We start from the raw sequence: 22553 nt of genomic DNA on the forward strand, positions 1-22553 counted from the left end.
GGAACACCCAGACAAAAACCACGATTAACACAACCACGCCCAGCGCGGCCAACACGCCGACGACGATATCTTCGGTGCCGTATTCCGGCCTCACGCCCGATCCCCTCGAACTGGCGGCGGTATTATAGCAACTCTTGTCCCTGCCTGGAAAACGACGAAGCCACGGACACCGCACGGGCGGCGCTTTCTGCCCGTGTCCCGTTCGATCGGCGGCGCGGGAGACGCGAGGCAAGCGCAACCGGTTAAGCCCGCATTCTCATGGTGCTCCAGAAGATCGCCGCTGCGCCAAGCTGGAGGCCGGCGATGATGGCGAATGCGTGCTCATAGTTCAAGCGGGCGATCAGGAATCCGGCCAGCAAAGGGCCGCTGGCGTGGCCGATATCCGTGATCATCCCCTGCATGCCCATGCCTGCGCCCAGGGTTTTCGGTCCCGAGCTGTCCGCCACCAGCGCCGAAGAGGACGATGTGACGACGGCTTCGCCGAAGCCGAAGCCGGCCGACAACAACAGGAGAACCGGCCAGTCGGCGATGCGGGGCATCAGCGCGAACGTCGTGGCGCAGATCACGAGTCCGAGGAGAATCAGCGGCGGCCGGCCGATCCGGTCCGAGACCCGTCCCATGATCGGTTTGGACAAGAACGACGTGATCCCTTGCATGCCGAACAGCATGCCGATCTCGCCTGGGTTCAACCCGACCGCCACACCATAGATCGGGAGAAACGCCATTAACGCGCCGTTGGCGACCATTTTGGCCGCGTCCGTCGAGCTGGTCACCAGCACCCGCGTGTTGCGGGCGATGGCCGCAAAGCCTGTCCACATCTCGACCAGCACGGGCCGAAGACCCTTGTCACGCGAGTTCGGCGGCAGCGGACTCAGTCTGAGACTGTAAAAAACCAGCAAGCCCATGCAGCCGAAGACCCCCGCGGTCACGAAGGTCGTGGAGAACCCGGCCGCGTAGACGAGCCAGCCCCCGATCATCGGTCCCAGCAACGCTCCGGCTTGCGTGCAGGCGGTGTACGTGCCCAACGCGGCGCCGCGCCGTTCCCGAAACAGGTCCGCGACGGTGGCCAGCGCGCTGGGCGCGAAAATCGCTGTCGCCAGCCCGTGCACAAATCGGAGGACCGTCAGGGTGTGCAAGTCGGAGACAAACGGATAGGCGAACGGCGGCAACCCGAAAGCCAGAATGCCGACCCGCAGCAGCAGCCGCCGGCCGTAAATATCGGAAAGGGCACCGGACGGCAGCTTGAGAAACACGCCGGTCAAGGTCGAGACGGACACAATGAGACCGATCCCTTCGGGACCGGCGCCGAGCGATTCAGCGAAGAGCGCGAGGACCGGCATCCGCACGAGGTTGTAACTGATGAAACACAAGAAACCGATCCCGCAGAGCAGGATGAAGCTGTGCGAACCCGTCATCGAAGATACGCCATGAAGGGCGGTCACGGCGCCTGCTCGACGGCGATCGTGACCTGCACGGAAAACAGTTCCCGGGGATCTTGTCGAAGGCGCGCTTGTCGCAAGAGGGTTTCCACGTTCGGGAAGACCGGCCCCTCGTAGGAGATCCGACCGTTCGTGATCACCGTCACCGGTCGCGAGAGGTCCACCAGCCGGTCGTTCAAGAACAGGGTGTAGCGGCGTACCCGCTCGCAGCGAATGTCGATGCGATTGGGCGAGACGATTTCCGCCTCTAGCCTGGCGTACAGACGTTGCCGGATGGCCTCATCACTGTCGTCGAGCAGGTTCTCGCTGAACGCGGCAATGCGATCGGTGGCGTCGATCCGCACCCACCCGAACGGCAGAAGGTGCGACGCATCGCGAACAAGGGTCAATCGCGTGGGCAACGGAATCCGCCGTTGGGCGCTGAACCAGGCGACAAGATCGGGGAGCTCTTCCCGCGGGAAGTAGTGGCCGCCGGCGACGGGATGCGTGCGGTCATGCTCGCGATAGACGAAGGTATAGCCGAGCCTGGACAGTTCTTTCGTGATCGACCGGCTGAGATCTACCGGCATGACCTGGTCCTTTCGTCCGTGAATGACATACACCGGCGTCCAACGCAGATTGCTCAGGAAGGGGAACAGGACTTCATCCAGGCCGCCCGCCATCGGCGCCAGACCCGCAAAGCGGGTCGCATGGTGGGCGCCGATGATCCAGGCGCCGATCCCGCCGTTGGACATGCCGGTGAGGAAGATCCGGTCGGGGTCGATGCGGTAGCGGGACTGAACGACTCGGATCGTCGCCAAAACGAGGTCCTCCGCGCTTCGGGTCCACCAAGCCCCCCGCGGAATGGTCGGACAGGCCAGGATGTAGTCGTCGCCCAGGCGGGTGCGCCATCGCTCCAAGTATTGGTCGCCCGTAAACCCGGCGCCATGAAGGCAGACGACGAGGGCGTAGTCCTTTACGGGTTCGTACGAGGGCGGAACGTACAAGCCGAAGCGATAAGTCTCCCCTTTGACGATAAGCGGCTCATTGGGCTGCATTCCCACCGGCATTGGTAAATAGGGACGTCCGGACTGTAACGCCTGCTGGACGGCCGGCAATGTGGCGTCAGGGTGGCGGAGGAGCAAGGCCAACAACCGATCGGCCTGGTCGGCATCGGTGACGGTGAGGTAGTCCAGGATCAGAGAAGCGAGGGCCGGTGAAGCTTGCGGAACGGATCCCTCGGCGGCGTGGACGCAGGATCCGAACGCCGCGAGGACACCAGCGACGACCGATCCGACGAGGGTCGCCCATGAACGGTGACGGAACATTGTAGGTTCTCACACGTGACACACGTCGCCTTGAATCAGCCTATCCTCTCCGATCTTTCGAACGCTGAGTCGGTGGAGGACGACGGCTTCTCCCAAGCGCGCCGGCGAAGGCCCGCCGATCAAGCCGATGGCGTCCCGGCCTCCCAGCAAGCGAGGTGCGACGTACAGCATCACACGATCGACCAGCCCGGCCCGTAGTGCCGAGGCGTTCAATTCGCTTCCCCCTTCCAACAACAGACTGGTGATCCCTCGTTTGGCCAAGGCGGCCAGCAGCGTCGGTAGGGGAACACGGCCGTCCCGACCGGGGAAGGTCAGGACCTCGATGCCCCGCGCCTCCAGTTGGGCGAGTTTTGCGCGCGGCGCGTTCGTCGTGGCCGCGACGAGCGTGGCGACACCGTTCGCGACCGATGTCACACGCGCGTCAAGGGGAAGGCGGAGTCGGCTGTCTACGACGACGCGCAACGGCTGACGAACGGCCAATCGCCCTGCTCGTCCGCCGATCCGAGCGGTCAGCTCCGGGTCGTCGCGCAAAATCGTCCCAATACCGACCATGATCGCGTCGACCCGGCTTCTCAGTCGATGCACATGTCGGCGCGCCGCATCCCCCGTGATCCATTTCGCTTCGCCGGAGGCGGTGGCGATCTTGCCGTCGAGCGTCATTCCAGCCTTGAGGATGACGAACGGGCGACCGGTGGTGATCCAATGACAATACGCCGCGTTCAACGCCTCGGCCCGTTCGCGACAGCAGCCGAGATCCACCTGGATCCCGGCTTGTCGAAGCTGACGGATCCCCCTCCCCTTCACGAGCGGGTTGGGATCGACCATCGCCACGACCACCCGCCGGACCTGCGAAGCGATGACCAACGGCACGCAGGGGGGCGTGCGCTTGTTGGTGTGGCTGCAGGGTTCCAGCGTAACGTAGAGGGTGCCTCCCCGCGCGCGCCGACCAGCTTGCTGGAGGGCGAGGACTTCGGCGTGTGGACCGCCGGCTTTTCGGTGGTATCCCCGGCCGACAATGCGTCCCTTGGACACCACCACGGCTCCGACCATCGGATTGGGACTGGTCCGCCCCAGCCCCTTCGTGGCCAATCGAAGGGCCAGGGTCATGTAGCGGCGGTCGAGCGCCTGCCGGTTCACCGCGAGGTGCGGGTCGTTCCGGAACGGCGGCGCGAACGCGACGCCGTTCGGGTCGTCCGCTTCGTCGACACGGATGTCGACTGGGCGCGTTCTTCGTTGAGGGCGGCGTGCGCGGCAGCCAGTCGCGCGATCGGGACCCGGTAGGGAGAGCAACTGACGTAATCGAGCCCGATCTGATGGCAAAACTCGATCGAACTGGGATCGCCGCCGTGCTCGCCGCAGATGCCGAGCTTGATGTCGGGACGGGTTTTCCGACCGCCGGTGATCGCCAATTTCATCAGCGCACCCACACCTTCCCGGTCCAACACGGCGAAGGGATCAACGTCGAGGATGTTGGCGGTCTTGTAAAAGTCGACGAACTTGGCGGCGTCATCGCGGGAAAATCCGAAGGTAGTCTGCGTCAGATCATTGGTGCCGAAGGAGAAAAACTCCGCCTCCTCTGCGATCCGGTCGGCGGTCACGGCCGCTCGCGGCAGTTCGACCATCGTGCCGACCAGGTAGGAGAGCTTCGTGTTATACCGCTTCATAGTCTCCTGCGCGACCTCGCGGATCAGATCCTTCTGTGCTTTCATTTCGGCGACCATGCCGACCAAGGGAATCATGATTTCTGGAACGATCTTCTTGCCCTCGCGGGCGACCTCGCAGGCCGCCTCCATGATCGCCCGGACCTGCATGCGCGTAATCTCCGGCATGGTGATGCCCAGCCGGCAACCACGCAGGCCCAACATCGGGTTGAATTCGTGCAACTCTTCGACACGCGCGAGCAAGCGCCGCTTCTCGTCGATCACGGCGGGATCGCCGCCGGTCAGTTCCAGCTTCGCGATCTCCACCATCAACTCTTCCCGATGCGGGAGGAATTCGTGCAGGGGCGGGTCGAGGAGGCGGATGGTGACCGGATACCCCTTCATCTCCCGGTACAGGCCGATGAAGTCCTGCTTTTGCAGCGGCAGCAGTTGCTCGAGGTAACGTTCGCGCTCTTCCCGGGTCCGAGCCAGGATCATACGCTGCATGATCGGGATCCGATCTTCGGCGAAAAACATGTGCTCGGTGCGGCAGAGACCGATGCCCTCGGCGCCGAAGCCGCGGGCGATCTGCGCCTGCTCCGGCACGTCGGCGTTGGCTCTCACGCGGAGGCGCCGCACGTCGTCCGCCCACTTCAACACGGTGGTGAAACACCGATACTTCTCGGACTTGGCCGGATCGAGTTTGCCTTGCAGGACCTGAATGATCTCGGATTCCACAACGGGAATATCGCCGTCGTAGACGTTGCCGGTCGAACCGTTGATCGAGATGTAGTCGCCTTCCCGGAAGACCTTGGCGCCGATCCGGACCGTCTGGCCGTCTTCGACTTCCACCGCGTCGCAGCCGGCCACGCAGACTTTGCCCATTTGCCGGGCCACGACCGCGGCGTGACTTGTCATGCCCCCCCGCGCCGTCAGGAAGCCCAGGGCCGCGTTCATACCGTGGATGTCGTCCGGGCTGGTCTCCTGCCGGACGAGGATCACCCGCTCGCCGGCGGCCTTCATTTCGACCGCGCGGTCCGGCGTCAACGCGATCCTCCCGGCAGCCGCGCCGGGGCCGGCCGGAAGACCCTTACCTAACGCGGTGCATTTCGACTCTTCCTTGGGGTCGAAAATCGGATAAAGGTACTGAGCCAGTTGATCGGGCGCGACGCGGAGAACGGCTTCTTTTTTGGAGATCAGGCCTTCCTTGACCATGTCCACGGCGATCCGCACTGCGGCGATCCCGGTCCGTTTCCCAACCCGGGTCTGCAGCATGTACAACTTGCCCTCCTGGATGGTGAACTCCAGGTCGAGCATGTCGCGATAATGGCGCTCGAGCTTTTTGTACGTGGCTTCGAGCTCCTTATAGGCGTTCGGCAGGAGCTTGGCGAGTTCGCTGACCGGCAGCGGCGTCCGGATGCCGGCGACGACGTCCTCCCCTTGCGCGTTCATCAGACATTCGCCGAAGAACTTTTTCTCGCCGGTCGCCGGATCGCGCGTGAACGCCACCCCAGTGCCGCTGGTCTCGCCCATGTTGCCAAACACCATGGCGACGACGTTGACCGCGGTACCCCAGGTGTCCGGGATGTGGTACAGCCGGCGGTACGTCACCGCGCGGGCGCCGTACCACGAGGAGAACACCGCATCGATCGCCATCTTCAATTGCTCGAAAGGATCGTCGGGAAACTCCCGCTGCGTGTGTTCCCGGATCAACGATTTGTAACTGGCGACCAGTTCCTTCAACGCCTTGGCGTCGAGATGCGTGTCCTGCGTCACGCCGAGTTCAGCTTTCTTATGTTTAAGGATGACTTCAAAATGTTCTCGTCCGACGCCCATGACGATGCTGCCAAACATGGCGACAAACCGGCGGTAGCTGTCCTGGGCGAAGCGATCGTTGCGGGTCTTGGCGGCCAGGCCTTCGACCGTCCGCTCGGTCAACCCGACGTTGAGCACGGTGTCCATCATGCCCGGCATCGAGGCGCGCGCGCCGGACCGCACGGAGACGAGCAGCGGGTTGTGGGGGTCGCCGAACTTTGCGCCCATGGAGCGCTCGACTTTTTTCAGGGCCGCGAGCGCCTCGTCCCACATGCCCGGGGGATAGGTCCTGCCCCGCTTGTAATATTCGACGCAGGCCTCAGTTGTGATCGTGAAGCCAGGGGGAACCGAGATGCCTAGGTTGGTCATTTCGGCCAGGCCGGCGCCCTTACCGCCGAGCAGTTCCTTCATGCCGCCGGAGCCTTCCGCCCTGCCGTCTCCGAAGTAATAAACGTATTTCTTCTTGCCCACGCTGCCGTCTCCTTCTCCTGACGAGCTTACCGGGTAAGGGATGATGGTTTGGAATCCGCCGAGTCCAGCCGTAGCTTATAACGGGACACCAGATATCGTTTCAACAGAAGGCCGCCGGCCAGGATGCTGACGACGAATAGAACGAACACGAAGAGTCGATAATCCACACGGGCCCCGTGATCGAAATACAGCCGTCCGTCCGCCCCCTGTTTGACTTGCGTGTCTTTCGGGAACTGGTGCGTTCGACCGGAAGGATCAGACAGATTGATCCATTCGGAACAGAGTTGAACCAGTTCGTCGGAACCGATCACTTTCTGCCATGTCTGGCGCAGGCAGATGTCCTGTTTGGGGTTGAAGACGTCCGGGAGGCGGACGAGGCGGTCCAGATTCACGCCGCTCGCCCAGATACCGAGCAGAAAGACCGCATTACACAGCACCATCATGGCAATGGTGACCCCCAGCGAGAACCGGCGCAACCGTCTGGTTCGGCGCTCCTCGGAGCTCTCATGCGGAGTGGCGGAGGTGACAAACGGGTGGCCCATCGACACGCACTCTCATCAATGACCCTGCACCAGAATGTGGGAGAAATCGGCGACGCTGGCGAAGAGGCGGTCCACTTCCAGGAGCAAAGACAGGCGGTTGCCGCGGACCGCCGGATCGTCCGCGTTGACCATGACGCCCGCAAAGAACTCATCGATGGCCGGCTTCATTCGCACCAGTACGTCCAATGCCTCGTCGTACCGCCCGTCTTTCAAAAGCGACGGAAGGCGCCGGTCGGCATCTGCAACGACTTCGTGCAATTGTGATTCAGACGGGTGCTGAAACCGCGTCGGATCGACCGGCTTGCGGTCCCAGCGTTCCTTTTCGACGAGGCGGTGCGCCCGCTTGAAGCCGACCATCAAGGAATCGAACTCCGGGCGGCTTGTGATGGTCTGCAGGGCCTGCATTTTGGCCAGCAAATCGAGCAGATCGAACGGTTCCGTTTCGGCCGGTTTCAAAGCCGCATCCATCACGTCGTCCCGCAGCCCATGAACCGTCCGGCTGTAGTGTCGCATCCGTTCGAAGATGAACTCGACGATGCGTCGTCGGACATCCTGTTCGGAACCGCTGGGCGTGAACCCGTCGGCCGCCACGATGGCGGTCGCCTGCGCGATCGCTTCCGCGAGGTTCAGGCGCAGGCGGTTTTCGAGAAGGATGCGCACGACGGCGGTGGCGTGTCGCCGAAGCGCGAACGGATCCTCGGAACCGGTCGGCACGAGTCCCACCCAGAAGAAGGCGGCGATGGTATCGAGCCGATCCGTCAGGGACAGGATGTTGCCCGCTGGCGTCTCCGGCAGTTCGCCTTCCATCGAACGCGGGAGATACTGCTCGCGGATGGCCCGGCTCACCGTTTCGGATTCTCCGTCGTGTTTGGCGTACTCCCCGCCCATGATGCCCTGCAAGGTCGGGAACTCGCCGACGATGCCGGTCAGCAGATCGGCCTTGCTCAATTCGGCTGCGCGTTGACAGTCCTTGATCAGTCCGCTGTGGCCCAGCAATTCGGCCAGCGTCGCGGCAAGCTGGACCATGCGGGCGGTCTTCTGATACAGCGTGCCGATCTTCTGATGAAACGTCACGGTCCTCAGTTTGTCCACCCGGTCGGCCAACCGGATCTTTCGATCTTCGTCGAAGAAAAACTTGGCGTCGGCCAGGCGCGCCGCCAACACCCGCTCGTTGCCCGCGCGGATGAGGTCCATGTTCGATAACCTCATATTGGTCACGGCCAGAAAGTTCGGCAGAAGCGCGCCCTTCTGATCCACCAGCGAAAAATAGCCCTGATGCTCCTTCATGGCGGTCATCAGAATCTCTTTGGGCAGCGACAGGTAGTGCGGTTTGAACCCGCCCAGGATGGTCTTGGGATACTCCACCGTGTAAACCGCCTGCTCCAGCAGATCTTCATCCCGTTGCAAATGGCCCTTGGCGGCCTTTGCGAGGTCCGTCAATTGCTGCGCGATCATCCGGCGGCGGCGGTCCTGATCGACGATCACGCCGTGACGCTCGGCGTCTTTCAAGTACTGGGAAAAGCCGGTGACGCGAAAACTCTGAGAAACGGCGGGCTTGCCCGTCGACGGCACGCGATGCCCGAAACTGCGGTCGCCAGCCGTCACGCCGCCGACTTCGATGGGCAGCACACGCTCTCCGTAGAGGGCGACCAGCCACCGGATCGGGCGCGCGAATCGAATCCCCGAGGCGTTCCAGCGCATTGACTTGGGGAACGACAGTCCGCTGATCAGGCGGGGCAGATGCTCGGCCAAAACAGCATGGGCCGGAAGGCCCTGCTCCTGCTTGACTGCGAAAACGTATTCGCCTTTGGGGGTCTGCCGGATCTGCAGGTCTTGGACCGAGACCCCTTGCGAGGCGGCGAAACCCAGCGCGGCCTTAGTCGGCTCGCCGGCGTGATCGAAGGCGACAGCCTTGGACGGTCCCATGATTTCTTTCACCGCCGCGGGTTGCCGAGCAACCAGCGAATCGACGACCAAGACCAACCGTCTCGGCGTCCCGAAGGTGCGGATGGCTCCGCACGCGAGGCGTTGGTCTTGCAGCAGCCGCTCAGCCGAATCTTTGAGGGCCTGAAGGGCGGGAGGGATGAACTGGTACGGCAGTTCCTCGGTCCCGATTTCAAGAAGCAACTCGGCGGCCGCCGGCTTGATTGTTCGGCGTATCACGCCCGAACGCTGTTTGGCGGGTTTCTTCATCGACCCAGAAATGAGCGCCGCGCACCGCCCGTAGCACGGCGACCGGCGTGCGGCCTTTCCTTCGCGCCGGCTCGAGCCCTCGACGCCAGGTCCTTATCCCGCTTAAGCAGCGGATAGCCCATGGCTTCCCGTTCCGCGATGTACCGTTCTGCGCACTGCCTGGCGAGCCCACGGACCCGCGCGATATAGCCCGTCCGTTCCGCCACGCTGATCGCGCCCCGCGCGTCGAGCAGATTGAACAGATGCGAAGTCTTGATGCAGTAGTCGTAGGCCGGAAGCGTCAGATTGCACGCCAGCAGGTTCCGGCACTCCGTTTCGAAGGCTTGAAAGGTGGCCATCAGCATACCCACGTCCGCCTGTTCGAAATTATACCGGGAGAACTGGACTTCGGTTTGGTGGTGAATGTCGCCGTAGGTGACCGAGTCCGTCCAAACCAAGTCATAGACGTTGTCGATCTGTTGGAGATACATCGCGATACGTTCGGTCCCATACGTGAGCTCGACCGTGATCGGATTCAGCTCGATGCCACCGATTTCCTGGAAATACGTAAACTGCGTGATCTCCATGCCGTCAAGCCGCACTTCCCATCCCAATCCCCAGGCACCCAGGGTCGGAGATTCCCAGTCGTCCTGCACGAACCTGATGTCGTGTTTGGTCGGATCGATGCCGAGGCGGGTCAAGCTTTCAAGATAGAGCGTCTGAATGTCGTCGGGCGACGGCTTGAGCACAACTTGATATTGGTAGTAGTGCTGGAGTCGATTGGGGTTGTCGCCGTAGCGCCCGTCGGTCGGACGCCGACACGGTTGCACGTATGCTGATCGCCAGGGTTCGGGCCCCAAGGCGCGAAGAAACGTCGCGGGATGAAACGTGCCGGCTCCCATTTCCAGGTCATAGGGTTGATGGACCACGCACCCCTGATCGGCCCAGTAGCGATGAAGGGAGAGAATCAGGTCCTGGAAGGTCACAAGCGGTCCATTCTTCGGGGATTGACAGCGGCGGCGAACCTTCGTTCAGTCGAGCTGCCAAGCTAACAAGAAACGCCGGGAGAGTCAAGCCGGGCTAGGTGCACCGAGCATACGTAAAGACGCTAGAGCCGGGACGGTGAAGCGATCGGGCGACAACGCGATGACATGATCGCTGGCCCATTTTCGGTTAAACTCCCGAAAGCGTCATTGTCCAAAAACTTGATTAACTCACTTTACTTCTGTACAGTGCCGGTTTATGAAATTTTCCAAAAAAAGCGAATACGGCTTTCGAGCCCTTTTGGAGCTCGTCTCCCATTACAACCGCTCAGTCCTGCTCCGTCAGGAAATCGCCAGACGTCAAAATATCCCGCTGGAATTTCTCGAACAGATTCTTCTGGCGCTCAAGCGGGCAGGGCTTCTAGCGAGCCGCCGAGGCGTCAACGGCGGGTATGTGCTGATTAAGTCCCCCGACGAGATCACGCTGGGCCAGGTGATTCGCATTTTGGACGGGCCGTTGGCGCCGCTCGGCTGCGTCAGCAAGACCGCCTATCAGAAGTGTCGCGACTGCCCCTATGCGGAAAAAGCGCGGTGCCCGATTCAAGACGTGATGCTGGAGGTACGGAACGCCATCGCCGATATTCTCGACAACTACACGCTCAGCGAATTCGTCAAGGGCAAGAAAGCAAAGCGGCCGCAGGAAGGATATGAAGGGAAGAATTAGCCTCAGCCGAATAGCCGGTCGGGTGTCGGTCGGTCTGTTGCTACTGCTGCTTCCGGCTGTCCCGATCTCAGCCGAAGACGCGCGCGAACTCATTCTGGCCGCCTACAGCGTACCGAAAGAAGCCTATGAACGGAAGATCATCCCCGCCTTTCAACGATATTGGAAACAGCGGACGGGGCAGACGGTTCGCGTGCGCAGTTCCTATGGGGCCTCGGGCGCGCAGGCGCGCGCGATTCTCGGAGGGTTCGAAGCGGACGTGGCGGCGCTGTCTCTGGAGAGCGACCTTGATCAAATTGCCAAAGCCGGCGCGATCTCCCATGATTGGCGGAAAGGGCCGCACGGCGGCGTGATCACCACGTCGGTGGTCGCGTTCGGGACGAGAAAAGGCAATCCCAAAGGCATCGCGACCTGGGAGGATCTCGCTCGGCCGGGCGTCGAGGTGCTGTACCCGAATCCCAAAACGTCGGGCGGCGCCATGTGGGATATCGTCGCGATCTACGGAGCCGGGCTCAAGCTGTGGGCGCAGCAGGTCGGCCCCGGTCGGTCGGCGGACGGTGCCGCGGCCGAAGCCTATGCAGCCGGACTGCTGAAGCGGATTCAACGGAACGTGAAGGTGATGGACAAGAGTGGACGCGAATCGGTCACAACGTTCGAGCGCGGCATCGGCGACGTAATCGTGACCTACGAGAACGAGCTGTTGCCACGGGTCTGGAGCGGGCGTCCGTACGAGATCATCGTGCCGTCCGAGACGTTGCTGATCGAGAATCCGGTCGCCGTGGTCGATCGCCATGTGGATCGCCATAAGGTACGCGACGTGGCGGAAGCCTTCGTCGCGTTTTTGCACAGCGATGAAGCACAAGCCGCGTTTGCCGAACTCGGCTTTCGACCCGTGAATCAGGCGGCGACGGTCCGCGCCCGCGGGGCTTTTCCCCGCCCGGCCAACCTGTTCACCATCGCGGATCTGGGGGGCTGGGACGCCGTCAGAGCGCGCCTCTTCGGGCCGCAAGGTCTTTGGACCAAGACGGTGGAAGAGTTGGCCAGAGACGGATGAGCGCATGAGATCGCGCAGGGTGATCCAGCTCGCACTCCGCTCTGCCGCCGTCGGCTACGTCGTCTGTCTGATTCTGCTGCCGCTGTCGGCCCTCGGTCGCGAGGCGTTGGTCGCAGGGCCTGGCCGGTTCGTCGAGGACGTGACACAGCCGCAGGCGCTCGCGGCCCTGACGCTCACCCTGGAGACGGCGCTCATCACCACGGTAATCCACGCGGTGCTCGGGACGATCTCGGCGGTCGTGCTCGTCCGCTACGAATTTCCCGGCAAGTGGTTTCTGAACGCCTTGGTCGATCTGCCGTTCGCCATCCCGACCCTGGTCGCCGGCCTGATGATCGCGGCGATCTACGGTCCGACCGGTGTCCTCGGCGCCTGGCTGCAGGACCGAGGGCTGGCGATTCTGTACGAAAAACCGGGCATCGTCCTCGCCATGCTGTTCGTCACCATGCCGTTCACCATCCGCGCTCTGCAGCCCGTGCTCATAGAGCTGGAGCGAGAACCGGAGGAGGCGGCGTTCACCTTGGGAGCCAGTCCCTGGACGACCTTCTGGACAGTGACGGTGCCGTCGGTGTTGCCAGGCCTGCTGACCGGCGTCTTCTTGACGTTCGTACGCGCCCTAGGCGAGTTCGGGGCGATCGTCATTGTGGCGGGCAACATCCCGATGAAGACGCAAGTCGCCTCGGTCTATGTATACGGCGAGATCGAAAGCTATAACCCGCGCGGCGCGACCTCGGTATCCATCGCCATTTTGGCGGTGTCTTTTCTGGCTCTTGTCTTGTTGGAACGGTTGACCCGTCCCCCGGGCGAGCGGATGCCCGCGCTTCTACGCCCTAGAGGCCGCGCGCCGATGACGGTCGCATCATAAATCACGCGATGAAACCATTCCTGATCGGGACCGTCTGGCTCTATTTTGCGGCTTTGCTGATCGGCCCCATCGCATACCTCTCGGTCCAGAGTTTCGGCGAGGGCGTTTCGGCGTTCTGGGCGGAGATCACCACGCCGGAAGCGGTGCACGGATTCGTGCTCACGGCGGAGATCACGGCCATCGTGCTGACGGTCAACGTGGTGTTCGGCACGATCACCGCCTTGGTGTTGGCGCGCCAGCGGTTCGTCGGCCAAACGGTGCTCAGTGGCATCATCGACCTGCCCTTCGCTGTGTCGCCCGTCATCGCCGGGTTCATGCTGATCCTGCTGTTCGGTCCGGAGACCATCTTGGGAACCATGCTGGGCGCGGCGGGCATAAAAGTGCTCTTTGCGTTGCCGGCCATGGTACTCGCCACCTTGTTCGTCACCTTTCCGTTCGTCGTCCGGGAATTGACCCCGTTGCTGCAGACGATCGGCACCGAAGGCGAAGAAGCCGCCAGGACGTTGGGAGCCAACGAATGGCAGGTCTTCCTGAAAGTCACTTTACCGTCGCTGCGCTGGGGATTGATTTACGGCGCGACGCTGACCGCCGCGCGGGCGATCGGGGAATTCGGCGCGGTGTTGGTGGTATCCGGCAACATCCTCATGTTGACCCAGACCGCGACGTTGCACATCTACCAAAGCTACGTCGATTTCAATTACACGGCCGCCAACGCGGTGGCCTTCACGCTGCTGGCCGTGTCGTTCGGGATCTTGGCGCTGCTGGAGATCGCCAAAGCCCGCGCCGCCGCGGTACTACAGGCCTGACCAATCGCGAGACGCCATGAAGATCGAGGTGCGCGGGCTTTCCAAACGGTTCGGATCGGTGCAGGCAGTCTCCGACGTATCGTTCGCCGTTCGGGAAGGCGAATTGCTCGGTCTTTTGGGACCGAGCGGCAGCGGCAAGACGACGGTGCTCCGGCTTATCGCCGGGCTCGAAACGCCCACCTCCGGCGAGATCTTCATCGACGGGAGGCGGGTGAATGACCTGTCTGTCCAGCAGCGCAACATCGGGTTCGTGTTTCAGCATTACGCGCTGTTCAAGCACCTCACCGTCTTCGGCAATGTCGCCTTCGGATTGACGATCAGAAAGTGGCGGCGGTCGGATGTCGAGGCGCGGGTGGCGGAGTTGCTGCGCTTGATGGGGCTGGAAGGACTCGGAAATCGGTATCCCCACCAGTTGTCCGGAGGCCAGCGGCAACGCGTCGCCATCGCCCGTGCGCTGGCGCCGCGGCCCAGCGTCCTGCTTCTGGATGAACCGTTCGGCGCCGTCGATGCGAAGGTGCGGCAGGAGTTGCGCGAGTGGTTGATCCGCCTGCACGACGATCTCAACGTGACCAGTCTTTTCGTGACCCACGACCAGGAAGAAGCAATGGAGGTCTCCGATCGTCTCATCGTGTTTTCCAAAGGCCGCCTGGAGCAGGTCGGATCGCCGGCGGAGGTCTACGAGGAACCGGCATCAGAATTCGTCGCCCGGTTCATCGGATCCATGAACATCCTGGAAGGTGAGGTGAAGAACGGCTTGGTCCGCGTGGGGTCGTTGGAGTTTCCGGCTCCGGGGTTTCAGGACGGCCACCGTTTGCAGGTGGGATTCCGTCCCTATTACGTGAAGGTGTCGGAAGACCCCGCCCGTTTTCGCCAACAAGCCAGGCTCCGCCGCGTCTATTTTCTCGGGGTGGCCTACCGACTCGAAATCGAGACCGGCGACGGGTTGATCCTCCGCTCGCGCATGAACAAAGAAGAATTCCGCCAATGCCGATTGGAGGTTGGCCAGCCCGTCTCTTTCGCCGTGACGCATTTCCGGTTTTTGCCCCAGGAAGGCAAACCGGTTCCCCCTCCCGAACCCCCTCCGGTAAGCGGGCTGTTGACTCCGTAGCTTACTTCGGCGGCTTCGCAACGTCCCTTCTCCCCCAATAGCGAATAGCGAGCAGTTCCGAGCGATCAGCTCCTGGTCCGTGGCCAAGGGAATTCCTGTTTCCTGCCTCACGGGTGAGCCACAGCCTCACCGAACGTTTGTTTCACATCCGCGGCATGTAGGGGAAATCATGCGAGCGCTCTTTGACGCAAGATCAATGAGATGCAAAATCACCGTCGGGTGGCCGCAGGGAAGCGCCTGCATCAGTGCGAAAGGGCGCCGTTCCGACCCATCGCTTGCCCGCGTCTGGAGCGAACTTCCGATTGTCGTCGCGTCGGCATCGCCCTTGCTTGGACCCGAACGACCTTCAGATGTCTGACCGAAGATCGGTAGTGAGACCGCAGCGGGTGTAATGGTGGCTCTTGCGGCGAGCAATCGACGGTCGAGGGAGTATCGATGGAAAGACAAAGAAGATGCCGCCAACCGCGGCGCACGCTGCCACGGCTGGTGACGATCGGCACGCTTCTCCTGTTCGCCGCGTCGCTGACGGCGTGCGGAGGCGGAGCGGATGGATCGAGCCCGGAGGTACTGACTGAAACAGGCCCGACGGGGGCGACCGCGACCTTGGCGTGGGATCCGGTCAATGATCCGACCGTCCAGGGCTATAACGTGTATTACGGGACCTCCTCGCGACGCTATCAGACATACGCAAATGCCGGCCTGAACACCACTTACACCGTGGCCAATCTCCAGCCTGGGACGACCTATTACTTCGCCGTAACCGCTTATAACAGCGCCGGCGAGAGCGGCTATTCGGACGAAGTGAGCGCGACCCCGTGACCCTTCCCCGCCGGCGCGGTCGGGGTGTCGGCTTGCGTCGTCACCTTTTTCCCTCCGTCAGAGAAACTTTCCCTGTACGCGCCTTTCTTTCTGCATAGTGTGCGCCCAACCGGTTGCGTAACTCCGAACGCTTCCAGTAAGGTCTGGGTCATCGGCCCGTGATCCGATGGCCCATGATCAGCCTGATCGTCTTCAGCGATCTGGACGGCAGCCTGCTCGATGCGGAGACCTACTCCTGGGAGGCAGCGCAGGAGGCGCTGCACGCGCTTCGCATCCGGAACGTTCCGCTGATTCCCGTCTCGAGCAAGACCCGCGCGGAAATCGAGCCGCTCCGCTTCCGCTTGGACCTCCGCCACCCGTTCGTCACCGAAAACGGCGGGGGCATTTTCATCCCCAAAGGGTACTTCGATTTCCCGGTCGAAGGAGCGGTCTTACGCGGCAGCCATCAAGTCATCGAACTCGGTACGCCCTACGCGCGGTTGCGCGCCGCGCTGAAGGAAATCGCGCAGGCGGTGGGGTGCCCGTTGCGGGGATTCGGCGACATGCCGGCCAAAGAGATCGCCGAACGGGCCGGGCTCTCCTTAGCCGACGCCGTGCTGGCCAAACAACGGAACTATGATGAACCCTTCCTCATCGACGGGCCAGCGGAGCTGGTGGAAGAAGTGGCACGTTTGGCTGAAAGCCGGGGCCTGCGCTGCCTGACAGGAGGGAGGTTCCACCATCTCGTCGGCGATTCCGACAAAGGCAAGGCCTGTCGCATCCTGATCGACTGCTATCGCCGTCGGAACGGAGGACAAACCGGCGCGCCCGTCACCGTCGGAGTAGGAGACAGCGCGAACGATCTCCCCCTATTAGCCGCCGTAGATCAGCCCATTCTGGTCCAGAAACCGGATGGATCCTATGATCGGGCCGTGACGCTGCCTCACCTCATCAAGGCCCCGGGCATCGGCCCGTCGGGCTGGAATCGCGCGATCCTCGACTGCCTCAACCGCTCAGCCTGAGGGTCGATGCCCGGCGGCGGGCGCCACATTCCTTCCTTCTCACGTGACAATGCAAATGGAGGAGCATGCCGGTGTGGTTTGCGCGCCTTCCAACGGTGCCAGGATCACCCTGTCCAACCTGACCGCGGAATAGTCACAAGCAGATGAAGGTCGCTGATATAGCGGAAACCCGCCGAGCGGCAGACGAGGATCGTGACGGTGGGGATCAGATTCGCGGAGCGGCCCGCGCGCTGCTCCGGTTCCGACCGGACGCGAAGAACCTCGGCGGAACGTCGCGGCAAGGCCGCGAATCCGTCGAGGCGCTGCTCCCCGGTTCAGTCAGACAAAAAAACGCAGCCATAGATAAACCATGCTGATGAGCACGGACCCGACCATGATTGGGAACCCGAACGCCATGAAGCGCCAGAAACTGATGGCGTGCCCGGCGCGCCGGGCCAGATCGACGACCACGACGTTGGCCGTCGCGCCGATCATCGTGCCGTTCCCGCCCAGACAGGCGCCCAGCGCCAAGGCCCACCACAGCGGCAGGATGTCCGGTTGATGGACGAGCGCGGTGTACTCGGTAAGCTCGGGATGCATCGAACGCGCCAGGTCGATGATCAGCGGATTCATCGCGGCAACGTACGGAATGTTGTCCACGACGGCGGAGAGCACGGCAGATCCCCACAGCACGGCGAACGTCGTGCCCGCCACGTTGCCCTGCGTGACATGAACCAGTTGCTCGGCCAGATAGCGGATCGCGCCGACTTTCACCAGTCCCCCGACCAGAATGAACAGGCCGATGAAAAAGAAAATCGTCTTCCATTCGACCTCCGTCAGATAATCGAGTTCGCCGGTCCCGGACACCGCGTCGTGACCGTGACCGACCAGCATGAACAGGCTGGCCCCCAACAGCGCGACGGTCGCCGGTTCCAGGTGAACCAGCCCGTGGATGCAGAACCCCAACGTCGTGAATGCCAACAGCCAGAGACATTTGGCCAGCAAAGGCCAATCGCGGATGGCGTCCCGTTCGTTCATCGCGAGCACGGCCTGTCGGCGTTCCGGCGACACCTTAAGGGTTCTGCCAGCGATCAGCCACAACACCCCGAGAAACGCCGCCATAATGACGAGGATGACCGGTCCGAGCATGACCAGGAATTGCAAGTAGCTTAGATCCGCTTTGCTGGCGATCATGATGTTGGGCGGATCGCCGACCAGGGTGGCGGTGCCGCCGATGTTGGACGCCAGCGCCTCGGCCACCAGGAAAGAGATGGGATTCAAATCCAGGCGCTTCGAAATTTCCAGCGTCACCGGCGCCATCAATAGGACGGTGGTCACATTATCTAGAAAGGCGGAGAGCACGGCCGTGATGACGGCGAGCAGCGCCATCATCCGGAACGGCCGGGCCTTCGCCCGTTTTGCCGCCCAGATGGCCAGCCACTCGAATAGTCCTGTTTTCCGCGTGATGTTGATGATCACCATCATCGCGATCAACAGAAAAATCACGTTATAGTCGATTCCGTATTCCTGCGAGTAGAAGGCCTCTTCTTGGGTGACGATTCCGAAACTGATCATCAGGGCGGCGCCGAACAGCGCCACGATGGTTTTGTGAATCCGTTCGGTGACGATCGCCAGATACGCAGTTCCGAAGATGATCAATGCCAGCGTCAACTGAGACATGACTGCTCCTTCTTCGGGCCGTCTGTTCGGATCACGCACGGCGACGCGGACACCGCGCGCGGTCCGTGTCGATCCCACGGGCCCGGACATTCTTACGTGGCGGGCGGTACGGCGGGGAGTCGTGTGAGAGAACGGCGGGTCCGTCTGCAACTGCCGGGGACATTATGCAATGAACGACCAGCTTGCGCAATCCGTCCGACGGTCCGACAAGCGGCGTCTCGGAGGCAGGCACCTCCACGTTCGTTGACTCCGTCGGTTTCCTTCTGCTAGCCTCAGCCGAGTCGATAGTTCCTGCCGCACCGGAATCATGCCGGACCGTGCCACCGTCTGACACAGCTTGAAAGGAGCAACTATGGTTTCACATGCGACCGTGACTCCCGAATTGGTCACGATGCTGCGGAATAAGGCCGCTCAACTGAGGATCGACAGCGTGCGCGCGACGACGGAGGCCGGCAGCGGCCATCCGACGAGTTGCTGTTCCGCGGCCGATATCGTCGCGACGTTGTTCTTTGCGGTCATGCGATACGATCCGAAAGATCCGAAACATCCCAACCGCGACCGATTCGTCCTCTCAAAGGGCCACGCCGCGCCGCTGTTGTACGCTGCCTGGGCCGAAGCCGGCCTGTTCGACAAGACCGAGTTGCTGAAACTGCGCACGTTGACCTCCGATCTGGAAGGCCATCCCACTCCCCGGCTGCCCTTCGTGGACATCGCAACCGGCTCGTTGGGGCAAGGGTTGTCCGCCGGCGTGGGCATGGCGCTGAACGCCAAGTTCCTCGACAGAGCCGACTACCGGACCTACGTTCTTTTGGGCGACGGAGAATCGGTGGAGGGCGCGGTGTGGGAGGCGGTGGAACTCGCCCGCCACTATGCGCTCGACAACCTCTGCGCCATTGTGGACGTGAACCGCCTCGGCCAAAGCGATCCCACGATGTTGCAGCACGACATGGAAGGGTACCGGTTGCGCTGGGCCGGATTCGGCTGGCACGCTCTCGTCGTGGACGGACACGATATTCCGGCGCTGCTCGACGCCTTCGAGGAAGCCGCGCGGACCAAAGGCAAGCCGACGGTCATCCTCGCCCGCACGTTCAAGGGCCGCGGGATCTCGTTCGTCGAGGACAAGCCGGACTGGCACGGCAAGGCGCTCAAGAAGGGCGACGAGGCGAACCGGGCGATCGAAGAGTTGACACGTTGTTTGACGCCGGGCGCGCCCGAACCGCAGATCCAGCGCCCGCGCGCGGCTGTGAACGGTGCGAAACCGGCTGGCGCGATGGCGCCGCCGTCGTACAGACCGACCGATCAGGTCGCAACGCGCGAAGCGTTCGGGTCGGCGCTGGTCGCTCTTGGCGAAGTCCACCCCTCGGTCGTGGTGCTAGACGCCGACGTGAAGAACTCCACCTACACGGAGAAATTCGCGAAAAAGTTTCCCGACCGCTTCTTTGAGCATTTCATCGCCGAGCAAAACATGATCGGCGCCGCCGCTGGACTCGCCGCCTGCGGCAAGATTCCCTTCGCAGCGACGTTCGCCTGCTTCCTGACTCGCGCCTATGATTTCATCCGGATGGCGGCGATCGGCCAAGCCAATATCAAGCTGGTCGGCACTCACGTCGGGGTCAGTATCGGAGAAGACGGCCCGTCACAGATGGGGCTCGAAGACATCGCCATGATGGCCGCGCAACCTGGGGTAGTGGTCCTTTACCCGTCGGATGCCGTGGCCATGCACCGGCTGGTCGAGGCGGCGGCGCGGCATCGGGGAGTGGTGTACCTTCGCGCCGGCCGGCCCAAGTCACCGGTCCTCTACGGCAATGAGGAGATGTTCCAGATCGGCGGCTCCAAGGTCGTGCGGCAGAGTCCTTCGGATGCGCTGACCATCGTGGCCGCCGGGGTCACGCTGTTCGAAGCCTTGAAGGCGCATGACCAGCTCAAGGCGGCGGGCATTGCCGTACGGATCATCGACCTTTATAGCGTGGCGCCCATCGATCGCGCCACCTTGTTGGACAGCGCCCGCGCCACACAAGGGAGGGTCTTAACGGTGGAGGATCATTACGAACACGGCGGGATCGGCGACGCAGTGCTGAACGCGCTCGGTTCGGAAGGGATTCGGGTCCACAAGCTGGCGATCCGGGAGATTCCCCGCAGTGGAAAGCCGGAAGAATTGATCGACCATTTCGGCATCGGGGCGCGCTCGATCGTGGAAACAGCCAAGCGGATCGTCAAATAGCGACGGCGATGACCGAAACGGACTCCCTGCGGCGCATCCCTCTCTTCGACCTGCTGAACGAGCGGGACCGCCAGCGCCTGGTCGGAGAAGTCGTCGAAGTCTGTTATCGAAAGGGCGAGTATATCTTCCGGGAGGGCGACCCGGCCGAGTATTTCCACATTCTCAAAGCAGGCGCGGTCAAGTGCGTCAAGTCCTCTCCATCGGGAAAAGAGTGCACGCTCAAGGTCCTCATGCCCGGCGACCTGTTCTGCTGCGAGGCTGCGGTGTTCGACGGAGCCACTCATCCCGGCAGCGCGGCGCCTTTGTGCGACGTCACCATCCTCCGCGTGAGCAAGAAAGCCTATTTCGCCATGCTGCGCCGGAATCCTGACGCGGCGCTGGAAGTGATCAAGTACCTAGGCAAACGTCTGAACGAGGCACAGGAAAACGCCAAGATTTTAGCGCTGGACCGAGCCGATCAGCGACTGGCGTCGTTGTTGGTTAAGCTGGTCGAACGGGTCGGTATCCCGGAACCGAACGGGCTTCGCCTGGCGGTGCGACTGACCCGCCAGGATTTGGCGAACATGGTGGGCGTCACGGTCGAGACCGCGATCCGCATCATGAGCCGATTCAAACGCGCCAAACTGGTGTCCGGCGGCGCCAAGCAGATCGTGATCCGCGATTTGGCCCGCCTGAAGGAACTGGCCGTCGATTCCCTCGCCGCCCGCCGCTGATTCCCTCTGATTCCCCCGCCGACTCGCCGCAAAATATGACTTAGATCATAGGAACGAGCCGGTCAGAGCGTCTATCCTTTCCCGGCTGCGGCCCTAACTCAGTCTACTGAGCGTCAAATCCAGGAGGACAATTCCGATGCGATGTACAAGTCTCAAGATCGACCGACACTTAGCGTATGCGACGGCATTGCTCTCCGCCGCAAGCGTATGGGCGGCGGGCGTTCCCCTTCACGACGCGTTTGCCAAGGTGCATGAAGTCGAGATGACCGCCGTCGAGGCCGAGGTAGTGATCGACGGGAGTGGCGAAAGATATAAGGCATGGACCTTCAACGGCCAGTTCCCAGGGCCGGTGGTGCGCGTCACCGAAGGCGACACCGTCAAGTTCACGCTGAAAAATCCGGCGACCAACAAGAATCCCCATGCCATGGATTTTCACGCCGCCGAGATTGACTTCCTGAAGAACTACAGGGCGATCAACGCCGGAGAGGAGATCAGCTATACGTACGTGGCGAAGAAGCCCGGCGTGTTCTTCTATCATTGCGGAGCGCCGCCGATGATCCAGCACGTCGCCCGCGGGATGTTCGGCGCGATCATCGTGGATCCCAAGAATCCGAAGGCCCTGCCCAAGGCTGACCGGGAATACGTGCTGATCCAATCGGAGTTGTTCAAAAATCCGGACGACGTCCAAAGTATGTTTGACCGGAAATTCGACCACATCGTCTTCAACGGTGGAGTCTTCAAATACCATCCGTTCGTCACCGGCGGGCATGCCCTGGAGGCCAAACCGGGCGAGCGGGTCCGAATCTATTTCGTCAACGCTGGCCCAAACGAGTTTTCGGCCTTCCATCCCATCGGCGAGATCTGGGACAACGTCTATGAGAGCGGCAATCCGGCCAACAAGCTGAGCGGCGTGCAGACCTATGTCGTCGGCCCGGGCAGCGCCGCGACGTTCGACGTGGTCGTCGAATCAGAAGGCGCCTACCCGCTGGTCACCCATTCGCTGACCGGCGCGCTGCGCGGGGCCATCGCGGTGCTGGTCGCCAAGCCGGACGCCAAGCCGGCGCCGCTGATGCCGCACACGCCGTGGAAGGTCGAGATGCCGCAGACGGAAATCACTCCGCCGTCCGCGCCGTAAGCGAAGAGCACACGACATCACCGAGACCGGTGGGGTCGACCCGTCAGGCCACCCCGTCGGTTTTGTTTTCGGCGCGCTGCGGATT

Annotated in this window: 18 protein-coding genes; 10 read left to right on the top strand and 8 right to left on the bottom strand. The window is 62.3% G+C overall.

Translation table 11 applies throughout. The annotated features are described in order from the left end of the window. Nucleotides 1-242 precede the first annotated feature (242 nt). The 7 genes from ACWHTU_RS10390 to ACWHTU_RS10420 are packed head-to-tail and all read right to left on the bottom strand — an operon-like array spanning nucleotide 243 to nucleotide 10372. Complete coding sequence (locus ACWHTU_RS10390) at nucleotides 243-1415, bottom strand: MFS transporter (RefSeq protein WP_447859278.1); 1173 nt, start codon at nucleotides 1413-1415, stop codon at nucleotides 243-245. A gap of 23 nt (nucleotides 1416-1438) precedes the next feature. Continuing rightward, a complete protein-coding gene (locus tag ACWHTU_RS10395; RefSeq protein ID WP_447859279.1) occupies nucleotides 1439-2746 on the bottom strand; it encodes a carboxylesterase family protein in 1308 nt (435 codons plus the stop codon). Nucleotides 2747-2755: 9 nt separating this feature from the next. Further along, nucleotides 2756-3883 carry a bifunctional diaminohydroxyphosphoribosylaminopyrimidine deaminase/5-amino-6-(5-phosphoribosylamino)uracil reductase RibD gene (gene ribD / locus ACWHTU_RS10400; RefSeq protein ID WP_447859280.1) on the bottom strand — a complete coding sequence of 376 codons (1128 nt, stop codon included), beginning with the start codon at nucleotides 3881-3883 and terminating at the stop codon, nucleotides 2756-2758. Next, a complete protein-coding gene (gene ppdK / locus ACWHTU_RS10405) occupies nucleotides 3880-6672 on the bottom strand; it encodes a pyruvate, phosphate dikinase (RefSeq protein WP_447859281.1) in 2793 nt (930 codons plus the stop codon). Before ppdK ends, ribD begins: the two co-directional genes overlap by 4 nt. 26 nt (nucleotides 6673-6698) lie before the next feature. Next, the gene (locus ACWHTU_RS10410) at nucleotides 6699-7214 is read right to left on the bottom strand and encodes a hypothetical protein (protein ID WP_447859282.1); all 516 of its coding nucleotides are present in this window, start codon (nucleotides 7212-7214) and stop codon (nucleotides 6699-6701) included. A 15-nt stretch (nucleotides 7215-7229) separates the two neighbouring features. Next, the gene (gene glyS, locus ACWHTU_RS10415) at nucleotides 7230-9377 is read right to left on the bottom strand and encodes a glycine--tRNA ligase subunit beta (RefSeq protein ID WP_447859284.1); all 2148 of its coding nucleotides are present in this window, start codon (nucleotides 9375-9377) and stop codon (nucleotides 7230-7232) included. 26 nt (nucleotides 9378-9403) lie between these two features. After that, a complete protein-coding gene (locus ACWHTU_RS10420) occupies nucleotides 9404-10372 on the bottom strand; it encodes a glycine--tRNA ligase subunit alpha (protein WP_447859285.1) in 969 nt (322 codons plus the stop codon). A gap of 256 nt (nucleotides 10373-10628) precedes the next feature. On the opposite strand from ACWHTU_RS10420, the gene ACWHTU_RS10425 reads away from it, so the two are divergent. The 7 genes from ACWHTU_RS10425 (at nucleotide 10629) to ACWHTU_RS10455 (ending at nucleotide 16740) form a co-directional block, all read left to right on the top strand. Beyond that, nucleotides 10629-11093: an RrF2 family transcriptional regulator gene (locus ACWHTU_RS10425; RefSeq protein ID WP_447859286.1), complete on the top strand. Its 465-nt coding sequence runs from the start codon at nucleotides 10629-10631 to the stop codon at nucleotides 11091-11093. Beyond that, entirely contained in the window at nucleotides 11077-12144 is a 1068-nt protein-coding gene (locus ACWHTU_RS10430) for a sulfate ABC transporter substrate-binding protein (RefSeq protein WP_447859287.1), read from the top strand. Before ACWHTU_RS10425 ends, ACWHTU_RS10430 begins: the two co-directional genes overlap by 17 nt. Nucleotides 12145-12148: 4 nt before the next feature. Then, nucleotides 12149-13006: a sulfate ABC transporter permease subunit CysT gene (gene cysT / locus ACWHTU_RS10435; RefSeq protein ID WP_447859288.1), complete on the top strand. Its 858-nt coding sequence runs from the start codon at nucleotides 12149-12151 to the stop codon at nucleotides 13004-13006. Between the two features lie 8 nt (nucleotides 13007-13014). Further along, the gene (locus tag ACWHTU_RS10440; RefSeq protein WP_447859289.1) at nucleotides 13015-13812 is read left to right on the top strand and encodes a sulfate ABC transporter permease; all 798 of its coding nucleotides are present in this window, start codon (nucleotides 13015-13017) and stop codon (nucleotides 13810-13812) included. 16 nt (nucleotides 13813-13828) lie between these two features. Beyond that, entirely contained in the window at nucleotides 13829-14920 is a 1092-nt protein-coding gene (locus tag ACWHTU_RS10445) for a sulfate/molybdate ABC transporter ATP-binding protein (RefSeq protein ID WP_447859290.1), read from the top strand. A gap of 435 nt (nucleotides 14921-15355) precedes the next feature. After that, on the top strand, nucleotides 15356-15739 hold the full coding sequence (locus ACWHTU_RS10450) for a fibronectin type III domain-containing protein (protein ID WP_447859291.1): 384 nt from the start codon (nucleotides 15356-15358) through the stop codon (nucleotides 15737-15739). A gap of 173 nt (nucleotides 15740-15912) precedes the next feature. Then, nucleotides 15913-16740, top strand: coding sequence for an HAD-IIB family hydrolase (locus ACWHTU_RS10455; RefSeq protein WP_447859293.1), 828 nt, complete (start codon nucleotides 15913-15915; stop codon nucleotides 16738-16740). Nucleotides 16741-17058: 318 nt separating this feature from the next. Here ACWHTU_RS10455 and ACWHTU_RS10460 read toward each other — a convergent pair whose 3' ends face one another. Next, the gene (locus tag ACWHTU_RS10460; RefSeq protein WP_447859294.1) at nucleotides 17059-18399 is read right to left on the bottom strand and encodes an SLC13 family permease; all 1341 of its coding nucleotides are present in this window, start codon (nucleotides 18397-18399) and stop codon (nucleotides 17059-17061) included. Nucleotides 18400-18751: 352 nt separating this feature from the next. Between ACWHTU_RS10460 and ACWHTU_RS10465 the strand changes: the two genes are divergently transcribed. The 3 genes from ACWHTU_RS10465 to ACWHTU_RS10475 all read left to right on the top strand — a co-directional run bounded on the left by ACWHTU_RS10465 (nucleotide 18752) and on the right by ACWHTU_RS10475 (nucleotide 22468). Continuing rightward, the gene (locus ACWHTU_RS10465) at nucleotides 18752-20620 is read left to right on the top strand and encodes a transketolase (RefSeq protein WP_447859295.1); all 1869 of its coding nucleotides are present in this window, start codon (nucleotides 18752-18754) and stop codon (nucleotides 20618-20620) included. A gap of 8 nt (nucleotides 20621-20628) precedes the next feature. Then, nucleotides 20629-21333 (top strand): Crp/Fnr family transcriptional regulator, encoded by a 705-nt coding sequence (locus tag ACWHTU_RS10470; protein WP_447859296.1) that lies wholly within the window; start codon nucleotides 20629-20631, stop codon nucleotides 21331-21333. Nucleotides 21334-21469: 136 nt separating this feature from the next. Then, on the top strand, nucleotides 21470-22468 hold the full coding sequence (locus ACWHTU_RS10475) for a multicopper oxidase domain-containing protein (protein ID WP_447859297.1): 999 nt from the start codon (nucleotides 21470-21472) through the stop codon (nucleotides 22466-22468). Nucleotides 22469-22553 lie beyond the last annotated feature (85 nt).

Source organism: Nitrospira calida, assembly GCF_976986435.1.

Bases quoted from the DNA above. Each gene is read 5' to 3' on its own strand.
- ACWHTU_RS10390 (WP_447859278.1), bottom strand. From the start codon at position 1,415: ATGACGGGTTCGCACAGCTTCATCCTGCTCTGCGGGATCGGTTTCTTG.
- ACWHTU_RS10395 (WP_447859279.1), bottom strand. From the start codon at position 2,746: ATGTTCCGTCACCGTTCATGGGCGACCCTCGTCGGATCGGTCGTCGCT.
- ACWHTU_RS10410 (WP_447859282.1), bottom strand. From the start codon at position 7,214: ATGGGCCACCCGTTTGTCACCTCCGCCACTCCGCATGAGAGCTCCGAG.
- ACWHTU_RS10425 (WP_447859286.1), top strand. From the start codon at position 10,629: ATGAAATTTTCCAAAAAAAGCGAATACGGCTTTCGAGCCCTTTTGGAG.
- ACWHTU_RS10430 (WP_447859287.1), top strand. From the start codon at position 11,077: ATGAAGGGAAGAATTAGCCTCAGCCGAATAGCCGGTCGGGTGTCGGTC.
- cysT (WP_447859288.1), top strand. From the start codon at position 12,149: ATGAGATCGCGCAGGGTGATCCAGCTCGCACTCCGCTCTGCCGCCGTC.
- ACWHTU_RS10440 (WP_447859289.1), top strand. From the start codon at position 13,015: ATGAAACCATTCCTGATCGGGACCGTCTGGCTCTATTTTGCGGCTTTG.
- ACWHTU_RS10445 (WP_447859290.1), top strand. From the start codon at position 13,829: ATGAAGATCGAGGTGCGCGGGCTTTCCAAACGGTTCGGATCGGTGCAG.
- ACWHTU_RS10450 (WP_447859291.1), top strand. From the start codon at position 15,356: ATGGAAAGACAAAGAAGATGCCGCCAACCGCGGCGCACGCTGCCACGG.
- ACWHTU_RS10455 (WP_447859293.1), top strand. From the start codon at position 15,913: ATGATCAGCCTGATCGTCTTCAGCGATCTGGACGGCAGCCTGCTCGAT.
- ACWHTU_RS10460 (WP_447859294.1), bottom strand. From the start codon at position 18,399: ATGTCTCAGTTGACGCTGGCATTGATCATCTTCGGAACTGCGTATCTG.
- ACWHTU_RS10465 (WP_447859295.1), top strand. From the start codon at position 18,752: ATGGTTTCACATGCGACCGTGACTCCCGAATTGGTCACGATGCTGCGG.
- ACWHTU_RS10470 (WP_447859296.1), top strand. From the start codon at position 20,629: ATGACCGAAACGGACTCCCTGCGGCGCATCCCTCTCTTCGACCTGCTG.
- ACWHTU_RS10475 (WP_447859297.1), top strand. From the start codon at position 21,470: ATGCGATGTACAAGTCTCAAGATCGACCGACACTTAGCGTATGCGACG.